Origin of the sequence: Bartonella sp. OC16QHHD (genome assembly GCF_042194035.1) — a bacterium.
Lineage (GTDB): Bacteria > Pseudomonadota > Alphaproteobacteria > Rhizobiales > Rhizobiaceae > Bartonella.
Map to the genome: position 1 here is coordinate 1 of NZ_JBHIMJ010000028.1, position 16,676 is coordinate 16,676.

19 protein-coding genes and 1 tRNA gene are annotated in these 16,676 nt (G+C 37.0%); 4 read left to right on the forward strand and 16 right to left on the reverse strand.

Features of this window, described 5'->3' with window-relative positions; translation table 11 throughout:
• Positions 1–88: 88 nt before the first annotated feature.
• The 5 genes from ACFIK1_RS03820 to folE form a co-directional block, all read right to left on the reverse strand.
• A complete protein-coding gene (locus ACFIK1_RS03820; RefSeq protein WP_375662128.1) occupies positions 89–307 on the reverse strand; it encodes a hypothetical protein in 219 nt (72 codons plus the stop codon).
• Positions 308–413: 106 nt separating this feature from the next.
• Positions 414–920, reverse strand: coding sequence for a hypothetical protein (locus tag ACFIK1_RS03825; RefSeq protein ID WP_015856440.1), 507 nt, complete (start codon positions 918–920; stop codon positions 414–416).
• 137 nt (positions 921–1,057) lie between these two features.
• On the reverse strand, positions 1,058–2,230 hold the full coding sequence (locus ACFIK1_RS03830) for an alpha/beta hydrolase (RefSeq protein ID WP_375618498.1): 1,173 nt from the start codon (positions 2,228–2,230) through the stop codon (positions 1,058–1,060).
• A 192-nt stretch (positions 2,231–2,422) separates the two neighbouring features.
• Positions 2,423–2,507: transfer RNA gene (locus tag ACFIK1_RS03835), tRNA-Leu, on the reverse strand.
• Positions 2,508–2,644: 137 nt separating this feature from the next.
• Positions 2,645–3,256 carry a GTP cyclohydrolase I FolE gene (gene folE, locus ACFIK1_RS03840; protein ID WP_375662129.1) on the reverse strand — a complete coding sequence of 204 codons (612 nt, stop codon included), beginning with the start codon at positions 3,254–3,256 and terminating at the stop codon, positions 2,645–2,647.
• A 126-nt stretch (positions 3,257–3,382) separates the two neighbouring features.
• On the opposite strand from folE, the gene ACFIK1_RS03845 reads away from it, so the two are divergent.
• The 3 genes from ACFIK1_RS03845 (at position 3,383) to thrS (ending at position 6,251) form a co-directional block, all read left to right on the forward strand.
• Entirely contained in the window at positions 3,383–3,811 is a 429-nt protein-coding gene (locus ACFIK1_RS03845) for an iron-sulfur cluster assembly scaffold protein (RefSeq protein ID WP_375662130.1), read from the forward strand.
• Positions 3,812–4,162 carry a membrane protein insertion efficiency factor YidD gene (gene yidD, locus ACFIK1_RS03850; protein ID WP_375633141.1) on the forward strand — a complete coding sequence of 117 codons (351 nt, stop codon included), beginning with the start codon at positions 3,812–3,814 and terminating at the stop codon, positions 4,160–4,162.
• Between the two features lie 112 nt (positions 4,163–4,274).
• Positions 4,275–6,251, forward strand: a complete 1,977-nt coding sequence (thrS, locus tag ACFIK1_RS03855; protein WP_375662131.1) for a threonine--tRNA ligase — start codon at positions 4,275–4,277, stop codon at positions 6,249–6,251.
• Positions 6,252–7,301: 1,050 nt separating this feature from the next.
• Here thrS and ACFIK1_RS03860 read toward each other — a convergent pair.
• The 5 genes from ACFIK1_RS03860 to ACFIK1_RS03880 all read right to left on the reverse strand — a co-directional run bounded on the left by ACFIK1_RS03860 (position 7,302) and on the right by ACFIK1_RS03880 (position 11,195).
• Positions 7,302–7,805: a MerR family transcriptional regulator gene (locus tag ACFIK1_RS03860; protein ID WP_375633143.1), complete on the reverse strand. Its 504-nt coding sequence runs from the start codon at positions 7,803–7,805 to the stop codon at positions 7,302–7,304.
• A gap of 196 nt (positions 7,806–8,001) precedes the next feature.
• Entirely contained in the window at positions 8,002–8,316 is a 315-nt protein-coding gene (locus tag ACFIK1_RS03865; protein ID WP_273791377.1) for an integration host factor subunit alpha, read from the reverse strand.
• A 77-nt stretch (positions 8,317–8,393) separates the two neighbouring features.
• Complete coding sequence (locus tag ACFIK1_RS03870) at positions 8,394–9,368, reverse strand: beta-ketoacyl-ACP synthase III (protein WP_375662132.1); 975 nt, start codon at positions 9,366–9,368, stop codon at positions 8,394–8,396.
• A 49-nt stretch (positions 9,369–9,417) separates the two neighbouring features.
• Complete coding sequence (plsX, locus tag ACFIK1_RS03875; RefSeq protein ID WP_375662133.1) at positions 9,418–10,488, reverse strand: phosphate acyltransferase PlsX; 1,071 nt, start codon at positions 10,486–10,488, stop codon at positions 9,418–9,420.
• Between the two features lie 149 nt (positions 10,489–10,637).
• Positions 10,638–11,195, reverse strand: a complete 558-nt coding sequence (locus tag ACFIK1_RS03880; RefSeq protein ID WP_375618504.1) for a DUF177 domain-containing protein — start codon at positions 11,193–11,195, stop codon at positions 10,638–10,640.
• A gap of 221 nt (positions 11,196–11,416) precedes the next feature.
• Here ACFIK1_RS03880 and ACFIK1_RS03885 point away from each other — a divergent pair, with 221 nt between their 5' ends.
• A complete protein-coding gene (locus ACFIK1_RS03885) occupies positions 11,417–11,896 on the forward strand; it encodes an outer membrane protein assembly factor BamE (RefSeq protein ID WP_375607172.1) in 480 nt (159 codons plus the stop codon).
• Between the two features lie 76 nt (positions 11,897–11,972).
• Here ACFIK1_RS03885 and nusB read toward each other — a convergent pair whose 3' ends face one another.
• From nusB to glyA, 6 genes are all read right to left on the reverse strand, one after another.
• A complete protein-coding gene (nusB, locus tag ACFIK1_RS03890) occupies positions 11,973–12,443 on the reverse strand; it encodes a transcription antitermination factor NusB (protein ID WP_015856452.1) in 471 nt (156 codons plus the stop codon).
• 2 nt (positions 12,444–12,445) lie between these two features.
• Positions 12,446–12,901, reverse strand: coding sequence for a 6,7-dimethyl-8-ribityllumazine synthase (locus ACFIK1_RS03895; RefSeq protein WP_375611572.1), 456 nt, complete (start codon positions 12,899–12,901; stop codon positions 12,446–12,448).
• Between the two features lie 81 nt (positions 12,902–12,982).
• Entirely contained in the window at positions 12,983–13,600 is a 618-nt protein-coding gene (locus ACFIK1_RS03900) for a riboflavin synthase (protein ID WP_375662134.1), read from the reverse strand.
• Positions 13,582–14,712 (reverse strand): bifunctional diaminohydroxyphosphoribosylaminopyrimidine deaminase/5-amino-6-(5-phosphoribosylamino)uracil reductase RibD, encoded by a 1,131-nt coding sequence (gene ribD / locus ACFIK1_RS03905; protein WP_375633148.1) that lies wholly within the window; start codon positions 14,710–14,712, stop codon positions 13,582–13,584. Before ribD ends, ACFIK1_RS03900 begins: the two co-directional genes overlap by 19 nt.
• Entirely contained in the window at positions 14,705–15,187 is a 483-nt protein-coding gene (gene nrdR / locus ACFIK1_RS03910; RefSeq protein ID WP_015856456.1) for a transcriptional regulator NrdR, read from the reverse strand. The genes ribD and nrdR overlap by 8 nt, the downstream gene beginning before the upstream one ends.
• Before the next feature lie 11 nt (positions 15,188–15,198).
• Positions 15,199–16,512, reverse strand: coding sequence for a serine hydroxymethyltransferase (glyA, locus tag ACFIK1_RS03915; RefSeq protein ID WP_375634485.1), 1,314 nt, complete (start codon positions 16,510–16,512; stop codon positions 15,199–15,201).
• Positions 16,513–16,676: the final 164 nt, after the last annotated feature.

The window sequence follows — 16,676 nt, forward strand, 5'->3', positions numbered from 1 at the left end:
GATGAGGGATAGAGGCAAAAAAACTCAATAGAATCAAGATTCACCTATTCCCTTATATTAGACATAAATATTTTATTTTACTTGCTTTTTATTTGCCTAATGAATATACTAACAATTTCATAACATTGGTAAAATTATCCGGCGGGCTATTATTAAAAGAATCAGAAAGTTTTTTGTAAAATTCTTTCCACAAACATTTATTTTCAATAAAGCCACCTAGTTCATCAGCCTTAACTTTAGCAAAGATATAACCAAAGTCTTCTAAAGCTTTAATGCGATAAAGAGTGAGAGTATAAAATACATGCATTTCATTTATTAAAGCAAATTCTTTTCTTTAAAAAGGTTATAGCCTTCTATCTAACAGCGTTTTTGCTGTAAAATTCAAATTATCGATCTGCTCAACTAAAGAACTTTCATTGTTTAGCTTTTGTGCTTTTTTCAAAGAGATGTGGGCTTTCAAGAATAAGCTTTTCTCGTGCTTTTTGTAACTGTTTAATGACTTCATCAATCTTTGATGGAGAACAAAAAGATTCTTGGCTATTCAACAAATGCAGCCTCTCCTTTCCCTCATACAAACATTGCATCTGAGATTGAAGTATTCTAACTTCTTGAAAAAAAAGACGTCCTGTTTCCTTAAAACCATTATTAAGTGCAAAAAGTTGATCGGAAATGGATAGCAGAATTTGTTTTAAAAAACGCTCATTTTCTTGGCGTTTACGATATTCTAAAATAAGAGCATGGCTTATCTCATCTAACTGTTTTTTTGTAGAATCAATTTGACGCAATAAATTTGGTTTTTCCCCCATATCACCTTTTCTCACCTTCACAAGCATAGCATGAATGTCTAATAACTTAATTGCGGAATGAGATAAATAATCAACAACTGTAGGCGTATTAACATAGCGTTTCCGTGCAATCATCACAAACTCACCTAATGACTGTTTTTTACATTCATCCCGCTATTTATTTTTCATTTTACAAGACCATTCTAAAGAAAGTGCTAAAAAATATTACCTCCAATACATTATTCGATGGAGCCTCTTCTCTCTTTTCACGATCAACGTGGAATCCGTGGAGAGAGAAAACGTACAGGTGTATAAAGGATAAGATGTGTTGTTTTTTCCAACACACTACTACCATCAGCAAGAAGGGCTTGACTAGGTGACAATTCTGTACCTTGCATAATTGTGGAAGCCAAAGAACCTTCTCGAGAAAGAGCCATCAATGTTGGCGAAGATGCAAAGACATTGTGTGCTCCCCCATCCACATGAGAGAAATCAAGAACAGCTATTCCATTTTTACGCAACATTTCAATATCTGAGCCATCGCCCACACGATGATGTCCACCCGTAAGACGTCCTGAAACCGCAAGAGCTTTATCCGCTCTGGATACTAAAATAGCGGTTGGCTGCGGGAGTTTTTTTATATCATTAAGTTGGCGCTCAAATACATCAACATCAATATCTGGTGCAGCCATTAATAAACTTGTAATACGACGAATAGGCCTATATTTTCCCTGTAACGCTAACGTTCTAAATGCTTCCATTATAACAAAATTGCCCATAGAATGTGCAATAACCGAAATTTGATCAGCATTGGTTTCACTAATAAGTGTTAAAAGCTCTATCAATCCGTCACGGGCAAAATTAGCACTGTCACGATCATAAATATAAAGAGGAACTGATCCGGCCGAAGGCCAAGAATAATGCACAGCGACAACATTTAAAGAATAATCGTGTGTAAACTGTGCTGTACGAAATGTACCATCTGCAAAATTATTATTATACCCATGGATAAAAAGAAAAATTTCTCTTTTTCCTTTTGGCTTTTTTGCTAAAGCAGCATTTAATCGCTGTTTAAACTGTTCTTTATTATCGTATTTTTGCAATGCTACTGCTGCAAAATACTTATCATGCGTAGGTTTATAGGCATTTATTTCAACAACCCCCTTTACATGTTGCTGAGGAATTCCTACGTCAACACGATTATAATGAACTTTATTTGATCGCTCTGCACCATAAGGTTGAGCGTAATTATTTTGCATCATACGACTCGTTGCAACATACACTGGAACGATGGCTTTTGGAGAAACTGGTTTCCCTTCAACTTCCCTTTCTACGGCAGTCATAGAAGGTGTTGCATGCACCCCATGCCAAAGTACAGCACGTGAATCACTACACGCTGATAATAAAGAAATACAAATAAGAAGTGTTAAATATCTCAGAATCATTATACTTCTCACTGCAACTTCACCCCACCTTATAAAAATATAACATTTCAAATGCATAGATAAAGTAATAAAAACGAAACATTATTGGCAACACACCAACAAATAACATACAAAAAAGATTTTTCTATAATGCCTATAAATCCCCTCTCTCTAACATAACTTCATCTCATTATGGAGAGACTCACTGCTAACTGGTGCGGTCGAGAAGACTCGAACTTCCACGGGTTGCCCCACAGCGACCTCAACGCTGCGCGTCTACCAATTCCGCCACGACCGCACGTGGAAAGAAAAAATCTTGGTTTTTAGCCTTTAACAAATCATAAAGAAAGGTACAAGCCAATTTTCTTTTTCTCATAATTTATTTTATCCGGATGCTTTATAACTTAATAAAGATTACGAGAAATATGGGCTTTACTATGACCTTTGAACCATCATCATAAAATGTGCTTGTGCCGCTTGATCTTTTTCATAATAACCATGAAAGTTTTTTGTAATTGTTGTAGAGCCCTGTTTTTGGATTCCTCTCATAGCCATACACATGTGCTCAGCCTCAATCAATACTGCTACACCATGAGGCTTCAGATACATTTTTAACGCGTGAGCCACTTGCGCTGTCATAGCTTCTTGAGTTTGTAAACGACGAGAAAAAATATCTACAACACGTACAATTTTTGAAAGACCAACAATTTTTGCATTAGGAAGATATGCTATATGTGCTTTCCCAATAATTGGGATCATGTGATGCTCACAGTGTGAATAAAAAGGTATATTCTTTACGATTACGGCTTCATTGTATCCTGAAACCTCTTCAAAAACTGTACCTAAGGTTTCTTTAACCGATTGACTATAACCATTAAAAAGCTCGCGATATGCCTTGGCTATACGTTTTGGAGTATCTAAAAGCCCTTCTCTATTTGGATTTTCCCCTATCCATAAGAGTAATGTACGAATCGCCTCTTCCACCTCTTCAATACTCGGACGCTTTTCTTCAGATAAATTTGTGTCTTCTTTAACAACATTACGCATTCAAAAACTCCAAGCTTACTCTATACAAAGCATTTGCTCCATACCTATCTCATTTTGTATAATCTCTAATATAAGCGAATTAAAAGTTTAAACAATCACGACTCTCAAAATTTCAGGCAATAGCGCATGATTGATAATATCTATAATGATAAAATACTTAAATATGCTGCACATATAGGCAAAATTGGGCGTCTTAATAATCCTGATGCAACATCAAGAAAACATGCACACCTTTGTGGTTCGACAATCACTGTAGATTTAAAAGTGGAAAATGGTATTATTACTGATTTTGCTCACGAAATACATGCATGTGTGCTAGGGCAAGCTTCAGCTTCACTTTTAGCATCTCATATCATCGGACAAACAACTCAAGATCTTAAAATATTGCGTGAAGTTATCCACCAAATGCTAACGCAAAATGGTCCTTCTCCTCAAGCTCCATTTGAGGATTTTTCTTGCTTACAGCCCATTAAAGACTATAAAGTGCGCCATGCAGCAACACTACTACCCTTTGATGCAACGATAGACTGCATTCAAAAAATTGAAGAAAAATAAATGTTCAAATCACAATCTAGACAAAAAAAGTTGACTCGGAATTACACAGGCACTTGGCAAAAAACACCCGGACGATTATTGGGTGTTTTCTTAATACGTTTCTATCAAATAACACTTTCGAGCCTTATAGGTAATCAGTGCCGCCATGCCCCGACTTGTTCAGAATATACATATGAAGCGATTGCACGCCATGGGCTTTGGGCTGGTGCATGGATGGGACTCTTTCGTATCATGCGTTGTGGGCCCTTTGGAACAGATGGCTTTGATCCAGTCCCTCCATCGCTTGGAAATTCTTGCTGTTTTTATAAACCTTGGTGTTACTGGAAAATTTCTGACAAACACAACAAATAATCCTTTTCTTTTTTCACATGTATTGATAAAAAAATTAGTCTATAAGCTTTTTACTCAATTTTCACGAAACCATCCGCAATCGTTAGCGGAATTGGATTAAAAGGGTGTTTTTATGTCTTGCTCTATTTCTCTTTTTTTTCCCGATGGTTCAAAACGTAATTACCCCGCCGAAATGACAGGCTTGGAATTAGCAGAATCTATTTCTAAATCACTTGCAAAAAAAGCAGTCGCCTATAGTCTTGATGGTATCACGCGAGACTTATCGGATCCATTGGGACAATCTGGTCAAGTAGAGATTATTACCCGAGAAGATTCACGCGCTCTTGAGTTCATAAGGCATGATTGCGCCCATGTCCTTGCTGAAGCAGTGCAAGAGCTCTTTCCTGAAACGCAAGTAACAATAGGTCCTGTCATTGAGAATGGATTCTATTATGATTTTGCACGCCAACAACCTTTTACATTAGATGATCTCACCGTCATTGAACAGAAAATGCGTGAAATTATCCAACGCAATAAACCTTTTAGAAAAGAAATTTGGTCTCGTGAAAAAGCAAGAAAAGTTTTTTCTGAGAAAAAAGAATTTTATAAAGTTGAACTTATTGATAGCATTCCTGAAAATCAAGATTTAAAAGTTTATTATCAAGGGGAGTGGTTTGATCTTTGTCGCGGACCGCACATGCAATCTACAGGGCAAATTGGGAATGCTTTCAAATTAATGAAAGTTGCAGGAGCTTATTGGCGTGGCGATGCCAATAATCCAATGCTCACGAGAATTTATGGAACAGCATTTGCAAATGAAAATGACTTAAAAGCCTACCTCCATATGCTAGAAGAAGCTGAAAAACGTGATCATCGCCGCTTGGGACGTGAAATGGACTTATTTCACTTTCAAGAAGAAGGGCCAGGAATGATTTTTTGGCACAAAAAAGGTTGGAAAATGTTCCAAAATTTGATCAGCTATATGCGTAGACGCCTTGATGATCATCAATATGCTGAAGTTAATGCACCACAAGTTCTCGATAGGTCACTCTGGGAAATATCTGGCCATTGGGGTTGGTATAAGGAGAATATGTTCAAAGTAATTTCAGCAGCAGAAGATTCAGATCATGGGAATGTTTATGCCCTTAAACCAATGAATTGCCCTGGTCATGTGCAAATTTTTAAACATGGTTTAAAATCTTATCGTGATTTGCCTATTAGACTTGCTGAATTTGGACTTGTTCATCGTTATGAGCCTTCAGGCTCTTTACATGGTCTTATGCGTGTGCGTGGTTTTACACAAGATGATGCGCATATTTTTTGTACTGATGAACAATTAGCCGATGAATGTCTCAGTATTAATGATCTTATTTTATCAACTTATGCTGATTTTGGTTTTAAAGAAATTAGTCTTAAGCTTTCAACACGTCCAGAAAAACGAGTTGGATCTGATGCATTATGGGATCATGCAGAAAGTATCATGGAATCTGTCCTTAAAACGATTGAAACAAAATTTGCAGGACAAATCAAAACAAGCATCCTTCCAGGTGAAGGAGCATTTTATGGTCCAAAATTTGAATATACATTAAAGGATGCTATAGGTCGTGAATGGCAATGTGGAACAACACAAATAGACTTTAATCTCCCTGAACGTTTTGGTGCATTCTATATTGATAAAGATTCAGAAAAACGTCAACCTGTTATGATCCACCGTGCTATTTTGGGATCAATGGAGCGTTTTCTTGGTATATTAATCGAAAATTTTGCTGGACATATGCCACTTTGGCTTGCTCCTGAACAAATTGTTGTTGTAACAATTACATCCGAAGCAAATGAATATGCCCAAAAAATAACAGCAAAACTTAAAGCTGTTGGGCTTTCCGCAACAATAGATCTCCGCAATGAAAAAATTAACTATAAAATACGAGAACATTCTTTACAAAAAGTCCCCGTAATTTTGGTATGTGGCAAACGTGAAGCTGAAACAAACAGCGTAAATATACGCCGCTTAGGAAGTACAAATCAAACCCTTTTATCTGTAGAAGATGTGATTAAACAACTCTCAAATGAAGCAACACCTCCAGATTTGCAACGTGTAATAAATGCATAATATCACAGAAGATGGTAATACGTTAATTTTTTACTATAAATCTTCAGTTTTTGTACAAAATGAAATAATTTGATATTGTAGTGTGTTTTTGTTTCATGCACAATGACCTATCACCAGAAAGAGTAACGTGCTCTCTCTCTCTACAAGGTGGATTGGTGAAAAAGTTGAATGTAAGCTATGAGCTGTTTAAATGCAAAAATCATAGACAATTGAATATTAATAATAACATTAATCTTTTACCTTTATAATGAAAAGATTCTGCTACTATCATGGACAGATCATTACAATAATTATAGCAACATCAAGCAAGAAAACTGAAAACAAGATTATATTTATTAATAAAAAATATGTAAAATTAGCTGAACAATGATATTTCTTATTCGTAAGATAAGCCCTTATAAAAAGGACAAGATATTGATTTATAATGATAATATATCGTTATTCATATTAAATAAGGTTTCGAATATCATAGGCTTCTCTTATTTTTAATATGTTTATGTTGAATCTATCAAAATCATTTGCTTGCACGAAACAAGCGGAATGAGTGTGTGGATAAAAATTATTGAGAAAGGACTTTTAAAATACCTACAATGAGCCGCCTAAAGTGCTAAGGATTGTTGCAGTCATTGAGAACAGGCTATAACTATAATGATGATGCCGACTTGAACCTTCATAAGTATAAAAATAGCGGTACTCAACGAGTTTACCATTAATCATTCACGAGGCATTATGGTAAAATAAGATTAAGAAGCCTTAAGAAACATCTCTTTAAAACAAGCACATGAATTGGTAAGCTAATGGCATTCTACATCCCGCAATCTACACTGATGAGATATTGCCTTAATTTTTATAAAGCCAAATCAAAAAAAATGGCAAAACTCAGCGTTTATTCTTTCTCTTCTTCATGTTTTACCAAATGAAAAACTCTTATAAAAAACTCGTTAAATATACACATACGATATATGACTACTCGTTGAACGTATAAAATTCTGGGCACATCCATAAAACATCTAAATATCTACGAAACACATATAAAATAAAAAAATATTATTATCGTGCTCTATCAAGAACACGCTTACATTCAATGAGTTCAAACAGAATTTCTTGTAACAATGCTTTATCAGTTTTATCTTTGTAAAGATTCACAGAACCGACAGATGTTTCTCCCTCACTCCTCATGAAACTCAAAAGCCCAAAAGAAGATTTCTTAGGCTTATTGCTAGCATTTTCAGAAGTTTGTCCTGCATGTTTCTTCTCTATGACCACATTCATAGCATCAAGATCACCATTACCCAATGCAGTTACAAAAGCAACACCATTTTCTTTCAAAAGGCGTTGCACACCTTTTATCGTATAACCCTGATCATATAGTAACTGCTTAATACCATTGAGCAAATCAACATCGACCGGACGATAATAGCGCCTTCCTCCCCCACGTTTCATTGGTTTAATCTGCCTAAAACGTGTTTCCCAAAATCTTAAGACATGCTGCGGAAGCTCCAATAACTCCGCTACTTCGCTAATTGTGCGAAAAGCATCAGAGCTTTTATCCATTTTGTAACACCTTATTTAAAACAAAATAAATTACTTTACAATGACTCATTCTGTCTCAATTTCTCAACAAGATTAGTCAAAAATAAGACCATCATTGACACCTTACTCACCAGTCTTTTTCTAAAAAACAAAGACCCTTATTTTATACATTTCTTTAACAAATACCAAACATACCATGGCATTTATTTATGAGATATCATTTTTTCTGTTTTGCACGATGCGAATCTAAAATTCTCTGTTTAAGAACATTGGCAGCCTTAAACGTCACAACACGTCGCGGCGGAATAGGTGCTTCAACACCTGTTTTTGGATTGCGTCCAACACGTTCATTTTTACTGCGAACCTGAAAAGTTGCAAAAGAAGATAATTTAACCGCTTCACCTCTTACAAGTGAGTTGCAAATCTCATCCAAAACCAATTCGACTAAAGCTGCTGATTCAGTATGTGACAAGCCCACTCTTTTACAAACTACGCTCGCTAAATCTGCACGCGTTACTGTCTTACTTGTCATTATAACCACCTATTAAAATATTAAAAATTACAAAATGACTTATACGTTTTCTTGAAATATGGTCAAGTAGCCATAATTTACCAACGAATAAGAATTGCTCCCCATGTAAATCCACCTCCCATGGCTTCTAACATGATAAGATCTCCTTCTTTTATTTTTCCATCGCAAACAGCTGTTGTTAAAGCCAACGGAACTGATGCAGCAGACGTATTACCATGTTGATCAACGGTAATCACAACTTTATCTAGTGAGATTCCTAGCTTTTTAGCAGATGCTTCAATAATGCGCTTATTAGCCTGATGAGGTACAAACCAATCTAGTTGTGAAGAATCCATACCTGCAGCTGCAAAACAATCATCAACCACATCCGTTATCATACCAACAGCATATTTAAAAACTTCTCGTCCTTCCATACGCAAATAGCCTGTCGTTTGTGTTGTTGAAGGTCCACCATCAACATATAGCTTACCTATATAAGCACCATTAGAGCGCAATTTCGCAGACAATATACCACGCTCAAAAGCAATACCCCCCTCAGTTTCTTGTGCTTCCAAAATAACAGCACCCGCACCATCACCAAACAAAACACATGTCGTACGATCTTCCCAATCTAAAATTCGAGAAAATGTATCGGATCCAATAACTAAAATTCTTTTAGCTCCCCCACACCGTAAATAAGAATCTCCTGTTGTTAAAGCAAAAATAAAACCAGAGCAAACAGCTTGAATATCAAAAGCAAATCCATGGCTCATTTCCAAAGCATGCTGAATTTCAACAGCAGAAGCAGGAAAAGTACGATTCGGGGTAGACGTTGCTAAAATAATACAATCGATGTCTTTTATTGTTAAACCAGCATTTGTAAGTGCTGCTTGCGCAGCCTCAACTCCTAAAGAAACAGTTGTTTCATTTTCACTGGCAATATAACGTTGGCGTATTCCTGTACGCTGAACAATCCATGAATCTGACGTTTCAACAAACTTTGCAATCTCATCATTTGATAAACTTCTTTTCGGCAAAGCACTTCCTACACCACGTATAATTGACCGAATCATTCAGCTCTTACCTTTTCTTCAAATTTTTCATTTCTATTATAAGAGCTTATCATAAGGACTCTCCATTCATCACCGCTTCATCTTCTTGGTCAAAAAGTGTTTCTTTATTTTCATGAAATCGCCGTAAATCAGCCGTTATTTTTTGTAAAAGTCCATTATTAACCATTTTATAACCAACGCGGATAGCAGAAGCAAAGCCATTAGCATTAGCACTGCCATGACTTTTTATAACAACACCATTCAAACCTAAAAGCACTCCTCCATTCACCCTATCAGGATCCATTTTATGTTTCAGTATACGAAAAGCAGCCCGTGATAAAAAATAACCAAGAGATGTTAAAAAAGAACTGCGCATTGCAGAGTTTAAAATCTCTCCTATCTGTCGCGCGGTTCCTTCTGCGGTTTTTAAAGCAATATTACCAGAAAACCCCTCTGTCACAACAACATCGACTGTTCCTTTTCCAATGTCATTGCCCTCAACAAATCCTTTATATTCCAATCCTTCTAATTGCACTTCACGCAATATCATTCCTGCTTTTTTTATTTCATAAAGTCCTTTAACCTCTTCCACCCCCACATTTAAAAGCCCAACACTTGGTCTTTCAGTGTGATATAAAGCGCGAAACATACCTGCTCCCATAACCGCCAAATCAACCAACTGACTAGCAGAGGCACCAATTGTTGCTCCAATATCTAAAACAATACTCTCACTGCGCAGTGTTGGCCAGATACCCGCAATACCAGGACGTTCAGCCTCTGCAAGCATTTTCAAACAAAAATAAGACATGGCCATGAGTGCACCCGTATTACCAGCAGAAATGCAAGCATCAGCTTCACCATTTTTTACCGCTTCAATGGCGTACCACATTGATGATTTACCACGTCCATTACGAAGTGCTTGGCTTGGCTTTTCATCCATGCGTGTATAACTTTCTGTAGGGCAAAAGCGCGATACAGAATCCAAACAGGGATATTTTTTTAAAACTGGACGAACAGCCTCCTCTACTCCATAAAATAGAAAATAAATATTTGATAAATATTTTTGTACAATTGCTGCTCCTGCAATAGCTGCTTCTGGACCGTAATCACCGCCCATGACATCCACAGAAATTCTAATCACGCTTGCATATCCCACATCTTTTCATTTACATCTTTAAATACATATTATGATTTTTGGCTCCTGAATACTCACACAGCACATCTTGCGAAAATCGCTTCGCAGAAAATACCGTTTAGCATACAATAGATATTTTTTGTATGTTTTTACAATCACTTCCAATTTTTCAAAACAGAAAATGGAGAGAATTTTCGCTCTGCTTCTTCTAAATTTTCACCCATATTCATCTTTATCCCTTCTTTACGTGGATAATGATTAATAGACAACTCAAAAAACTCTTCCATGATTGCGCCAATATCAATTTTATCATCATAAAATACTTCAGGAGTATCAAGCCCCTCCACATCTAAAAACAATTCCCCTGTATCCTCTGATATTTTGGGCTTCATCAAATTTGAATCTTCAGGAACAAAAACAACCTCAATATTTTCACAAAGGATATTTTCTAATGGTTCTAATGTAACAACACATAACTGTAGTATACGCGCTTGCAACAGACCTTTTATACGCACTCCGCGTTTTTTCCACGGGAAAATATGGAATTTTCCCTCACAAGATTTTACTTCAATTAAATCATGGTTCTGGGCTAAATGTGTACATTCTTTTTTGTTTGCACAAAAATGAACCCTTATACCTTTAGCAGGTAGAGAACGTACAGATATTGGATAAGCCAAAGCAAATGTCATTTGAGGAACATTTTGAACATTCATTGACAACTCCCAAACATAAAAACGCGTAAAGCACTATGTTTTTATTTATCTCAAGTATTTATGCATTTTTTTCTTTTCTAAAGAAATTCTATATGGCATAATTTGCTTTATAACAGGGAAACTCAGTGTAAGCTACGGTAGATTAAGTTAAAATTAGAAAAAACTTGAGGTTGCCTTCTTGTCCTACATCTCAGTATAAAAAGGAGATACTATTGTTTCAAATGCCTCACATAATAGCCTTAATCAAACGTAAATTATTGATTGGTCTATCAATAGCAAGCATAGGAATGCTTGCTGGGTGTAGCCTTCTTGATTCTTCAGGTTCGAGCCAAATTTATAGAGAAGGCTATGTTCTTGATAAAAATGCTCTAAGTTCTATCTCTATTGGCTCAAGTCAAGAGCAAGTTCTTTTAACTTTAGGGACCCCTTCATTAAAAACAAAATATGATAATGAAGTTTTTTATTACATCTCACAGACACGTTATCGTGGGATGCAGTTTATGAAAACAAAGATTATTGATCGCAAAGTTTTAGCCATTTACTTCAATAAAAATAATCAGGTTGCAAAAGTTGCAAATTACGGATTACAAGACGGTCAAGTGTTTGATTTTATTACACAAACAACGCCAACTGTAACAAAAGAACATCCTTTCTTAATTCAAATTATAAAAGGCCCTGCGAATTTGCCACCCCATAACTAAATTATATAGTCTGCATACCGTTTCAATATTATAGGTCTGATAATATCAGATCTATAATAGGGGGGATTTGTAACTCTTAGAGGCGAACTTTTTTTGCCATACTGTCAAGAACTGCATTAACAAGTTTTGGCTCATCACCTTCAAAAAACGCCTTTGCTATGTCAACATACTCATTCATGACAACCGCAACGGGAACATCTTTACGGTTGATCAACTCCCATAAACCTGCTCGTAAAATTGCTCGCAATATAGAATCAAGACGTGAAAGAGACCACTCTGCAGAAAGCTGTTGATGAAGCAGAGGATCAAGCTGCTTTTGATCTTTTACAACACCCGTTATAATAGCCAAAAACCATTGAAAATCAGCTTCAAGATATTGGTCTCCATCAATATCTTTTCCCAAACGATAAGCCTCATACTCAGCTGCCGTTTCCATCACCCCCGAACCCACGATATCCATTTGATAGAGTGCTTGAACTGCAGCGAGTCTTGCTGCTCCACGTTTATTGGCTGAACGCGGAAAATGTCTGCTTTTTATATCAGCCATATTTAACGATTATCTCCAAATCTCTTTTTTAGAGCGATCATACATAAAGCAGCTTCAGCCGCAAAACCACCTTTATTTTTGTCATCTAATTTTGCACGCACCCATGCTTGTTCTTCGTTTTCAACAGTCAAAATACCATTTCCAATAGCCAAGTGCTGATGAACAGTTAAATCCATCAATGCACGACAAGAATCATTAGCAACAATTTCAAAGTGATATGTTTCACCTCGAATAACACAACCAAGAGCAACATAACCATCATACGATATCTTGTTTTGTTCAGCAAAAGCTATTGCACTTGGTATTTCTAATGCTCCAGGAACCGTTACAACATCATAACTTGCTTCAGCTTTTTGCAAAGTATTCACTGCACCTCTCAAAAGTGCATCAGAAATCCCCTCATAAAAACGTGCCTCAACAATCAATACGTGAGGCTTTTTACCTATCTCTTTCATCATAATGGAATTCCACAAAAAACGAATCAAAAAAATCAAAGTTATAAAGCATAAAATTCTGAAAACGATCAATAGAGTGTTGGCTTATTCATCTTCTCTTTTTAAAGCAAAAAGTTTTGCAGCATAACGAGCAAGTTGATCAATTTCCAAATTGACCCGATCTCCAATTTTAGCTTGTCCCCACGTTGTCATTTCAAGTGTATGGCGAATAATAAGAACATCAAAAACACAATCCTCAACACCATTAACAGTCAAAGATGTCCCATTAAGTGCAATAGATCCCTTATTAACAATGAAAGGCATAAATTGTCTTGAAACTTTTAAATAAAAACGAATTGCATCCCCTTCATTTTTTTGATCAATGATTTCAGCCAAACCATCAATATGACCAGAAACTAAATGTCCTCCCATTTCATCACCCAATTGAAGCGAACGTTCCAAATTAACAAAAGTTCCTTTTATCCATTGTGCAAGATTCGTTAAACGTAATGTTTCTTCCCACGCCTCAACAACAAACCAATTAGAATCTTCTTGCTTTAATCCTCGCTCTACAATTGTCAGACAAATTCCTGAACAAGCAATTGACGCGCCAATTGCTAAGCTTTCTATAGCATAGCGGGTAGAAATCTTTAAACGCATCCCCTGCTTTAAAGGTTGAACATCTTCAACACAACCAATATCCGTTATAATTCCTGTGAACATAATGTCTTACGTCTCCACTTATAAAAACGGTCATTTCCAAACATTCTTGTCTCAATCTCATGAAACTGCGAGAGATAATTTCCAAAATGAGGGGCTTCAATACGATTTTTGCCTAAAACAATAGGGGTATGAAAACATATCAAATGATCAACACAACCAGCATTCAAAAATTTTTCCCCTGTCTTGACGCCCCCTTCCAATAAAACACTATTAATCCCATGTTTATAAAGCATCTGTAAAAGAGCAAAGGGTTCTACACAACCATTGTTCATCTCGACCGAATAAACAGACACACCATATTGCTCCAATGCATTTTTTTTGCTTTTCTTTGAAAGATCCACATCACAAATAACCCATGTAGGAATTTTTATGGCTGTTTGGACAACTTTTGCATCAAGGGGGATAGATAAATCTGCATCCAAAATAATACGAATTGGTGAGCGCATCTCCATCCCTGGCAAGCGGCAATTGAGTTGTGGATCATCTGCTAATATAGTACCAATACCAACGAGGATAGCATTATTTTGAGCACGTAGAATATGCGTATGAGCATGAGAAAGCGTTCCACTAATTTTTACGCTGCCCTTCTCTCTTTTTCCAACACCATTATCGGCAGAAATTGCCATTTTAAAAGTGACCGCACAGCGTTGTATCTTCCTTATGCACCAATGCGTCCATAAGGATTCAAAAGCCTCTTCAGCTAAAATGCCCTCAACCACTTCAATACCCGCTGCTCGCAAAAGAGCAATACCATGACCATCAACACGCTTGTCACAATCAGTCAGCGCAACAACAACTCGAGAAACACCTGAATCAATAAGCGCATTCACACACGGCGAAGTTTTTCCATAATGCGCACAAGGTTCTAAAGTAACATAAGCAGTCGCTCCTTGAGCCAAAGAACCTGCCATGTGTAAAGCTTGCACTTCCGCATGAGGACTCCCATGAATAGCTGTTACGCCATAGCCAACAATAAAAGCCCCCACAGCACCATTATCGTTTCGCACAATTAACGTACCAACGGAAGGATTCTCACCTGTAAGACCGACATGACGTTCTGCTAAACGAATAGCTGCAGCCATAAACCGTTCATCTTGCACTTTTTTATTCATCAAAACGAGATTCTGTATCCGCGATACCCTTTGACAATTCATCTATAACATCGTGAAAATCGCTTGCATTACGAAAATCTCGATACACAGAAGCAAAACGAATATAAGCAATATCATCAATTCTTTTCAATGCTTCCATCACAAGATGCCCAATTTTTTCTGAAGCAATCTCTGGTTCTCCCAAACTTTCAAGCTGGCGTACAATGCCAGAAATTGCTCGTTCAATATGATCAGGATCAATATTGCGCTTACGTACAGCCACATCAACTGATCGCATTAACTTATCACGATCGAAGGGTTCACATCGTCCACTTTTTTTAGCAACCAAGAGCTCACGCAACTGAACACGTTCAAAAGTTGTAAAACGACCACCACAAACGGAACACACACGGCGGCGGCGAATCACTGCCCCCTCTTCTGCTGGACGTGAGTCTTTGACCTGTGTATCCTCATATTGGCAGTAAGGACAGCGCATCCTTTGTATCCTTAACGAGTGGTAAGATAAGAGTAAAGAGGAAATTGATTCGTTATATCTTTTACCTTTTTCTCAACAGCCATTTCAACGACATGATTATCTTCATCACTTTTTGCACTCCGAAGACCATCAAGAACTTCTGAAATCAGATGACCAACTTGAATAAACTCTTTTTCTAAAAAACCACGCGTCGTGGCAGCAGGTGATCCCAAACGAATTCCTGATGTTATAGATGGCGTTTCAGAATCAAAAGGAATGCCATTTTTATTGCAGGTAATATGAGCGCGTCCCAAAGCCAATTCAGCACGTTTACCTGTTAGATTTTTGGAACGTAAATCAACCAACAACAAATGATTATCTGTACCACCAGAAACAATATTAAAACCATTACCCTGTAATGTTTTTGCTAAAGTTTTCGCATTAGCGACAACATTAGCACTATAACTCTTGAAAGAGGGACGCAAAGCCTCCTCAAACGCAACAGCCTTTGCGGCAATCACATGCATTAAAGGACCACCTTGGAGACCAGGAAAAATTGCAGAATTAATTTTTCTGGATAAAGCCTCATCATTTGTCAATATTAAACCACCACGTGGACCTCGAAGCGATTTATGTGTTGTTGTTGTTACAATATGCGCATGTGGAACAGGTGAAGGATGCACGCCACCAGCAACAAGACCAGCAATATGAGACATATCAACGAGTAAATGAGCACCGATTTCATCTGCAATTTCACGGAATCTTTCCCAATCCCATAGCCGTGGATAAGATGAGCCCCCTGCTATAATAAGTTTTGGCTTACGTTCTTTTGCAAGCTGCTCAACCTCATCCATATCAATAATCTGATCTTCTTGACGCACACCATAGGAAACAACATCAAACCATTTTCCTGACATATTAACAGGTGAACCATGCGTAAGGTGACCACCAGCATTTAAATCCAACCCCATAAATGTGTCACCAGGCTGAAGTAAAGCTAAAAAGACAGCTTGATTCATTTGGCTACCAGAATTAGGCTGTACATTCGCAAACGCAGCACCGAAAAGCTGTTTTGCCCTTTCAATAGCTAAATCTTCAACGACATCAACAAATTGACACCCACCATAGTAGCGCTTTCTTGGATAACCTTCTGCATACTTATTGGTTAAAACAGACCCCTGCGCTTCAAGGACCGCTCTTGAAACAATATTCTCTGAAGCAATCAGCTCAATTTCATGTTGTTGACGCTCAAACTCCCCTCTAATTGCGTCAAAAATTGCACCATCAACAGTTTGTAAATTATCATTAAAAAAGCGCTTTTGTGCGTCATTTTCTTGCTGAGTCATAAAACACATTCCTAACATAAAAAAATAAAGTCAAGGAACGATAACACAGCAAACCATGCAAACCAAACATTTTAAACTACTTACACTCAAAAATAATGAGGTAAATATTTATCTTATTCTTTGTTATAAAAACAACGAAAAAACTTCCCTCTCGAGAATGGTAA

Bases quoted from the DNA above. Each gene is read 5' to 3' on its own strand.
- ACFIK1_RS03820 (WP_375662128.1), bottom strand. From the start codon at position 307: ATGCATGTATTTTATACTCTCACTCTTTATCGCATTAAAGCTTTAGAA.
- ACFIK1_RS03825 (WP_015856440.1), bottom strand. From the start codon at position 920: ATGATTGCACGGAAACGCTATGTTAATACGCCTACAGTTGTTGATTAT.
- ACFIK1_RS03830 (WP_375618498.1), bottom strand. From the start codon at position 2,230: ATGATTCTGAGATATTTAACACTTCTTATTTGTATTTCTTTATTATCA.
- folE (WP_375662129.1), bottom strand. From the start codon at position 3,256: ATGCGTAATGTTGTTAAAGAAGACACAAATTTATCTGAAGAAAAGCGT.
- ACFIK1_RS03845 (WP_375662130.1), top strand. From the start codon at position 3,383: ATGATTGATAATATCTATAATGATAAAATACTTAAATATGCTGCACAT.
- yidD (WP_375633141.1), top strand. From the start codon at position 3,812: ATGTTCAAATCACAATCTAGACAAAAAAAGTTGACTCGGAATTACACA.
- thrS (WP_375662131.1), top strand. From the start codon at position 4,275: ATGTCTTGCTCTATTTCTCTTTTTTTTCCCGATGGTTCAAAACGTAAT.
- ACFIK1_RS03860 (WP_375633143.1), bottom strand. From the start codon at position 7,805: ATGGATAAAAGCTCTGATGCTTTTCGCACAATTAGCGAAGTAGCGGAG.
- ACFIK1_RS03865 (WP_273791377.1), bottom strand. From the start codon at position 8,316: ATGACAAGTAAGACAGTAACGCGTGCAGATTTAGCGAGCGTAGTTTGT.
- ACFIK1_RS03870 (WP_375662132.1), bottom strand. From the start codon at position 9,368: ATGATTCGGTCAATTATACGTGGTGTAGGAAGTGCTTTGCCGAAAAGA.
- ACFIK1_RS03880 (WP_375618504.1), bottom strand. From the start codon at position 11,195: ATGAATGTTCAAAATGTTCCTCAAATGACATTTGCTTTGGCTTATCCA.
- ACFIK1_RS03885 (WP_375607172.1), top strand. From the start codon at position 11,417: ATGCCTCACATAATAGCCTTAATCAAACGTAAATTATTGATTGGTCTA.
- nusB (WP_015856452.1), bottom strand. From the start codon at position 12,443: ATGGCTGATATAAAAAGCAGACATTTTCCGCGTTCAGCCAATAAACGT.
- ACFIK1_RS03895 (WP_375611572.1), bottom strand. From the start codon at position 12,901: ATGATGAAAGAGATAGGTAAAAAGCCTCACGTATTGATTGTTGAGGCA.
- ACFIK1_RS03900 (WP_375662134.1), bottom strand. From the start codon at position 13,600: ATGTTCACAGGAATTATAACGGATATTGGTTGTGTTGAAGATGTTCAA.
- ribD (WP_375633148.1), bottom strand. From the start codon at position 14,712: ATGAATAAAAAAGTGCAAGATGAACGGTTTATGGCTGCAGCTATTCGT.
- nrdR (WP_015856456.1), bottom strand. From the start codon at position 15,187: ATGCGCTGTCCTTACTGCCAATATGAGGATACACAGGTCAAAGACTCA.
- glyA (WP_375634485.1), bottom strand. From the start codon at position 16,512: ATGACTCAGCAAGAAAATGACGCACAAAAGCGCTTTTTTAATGATAAT.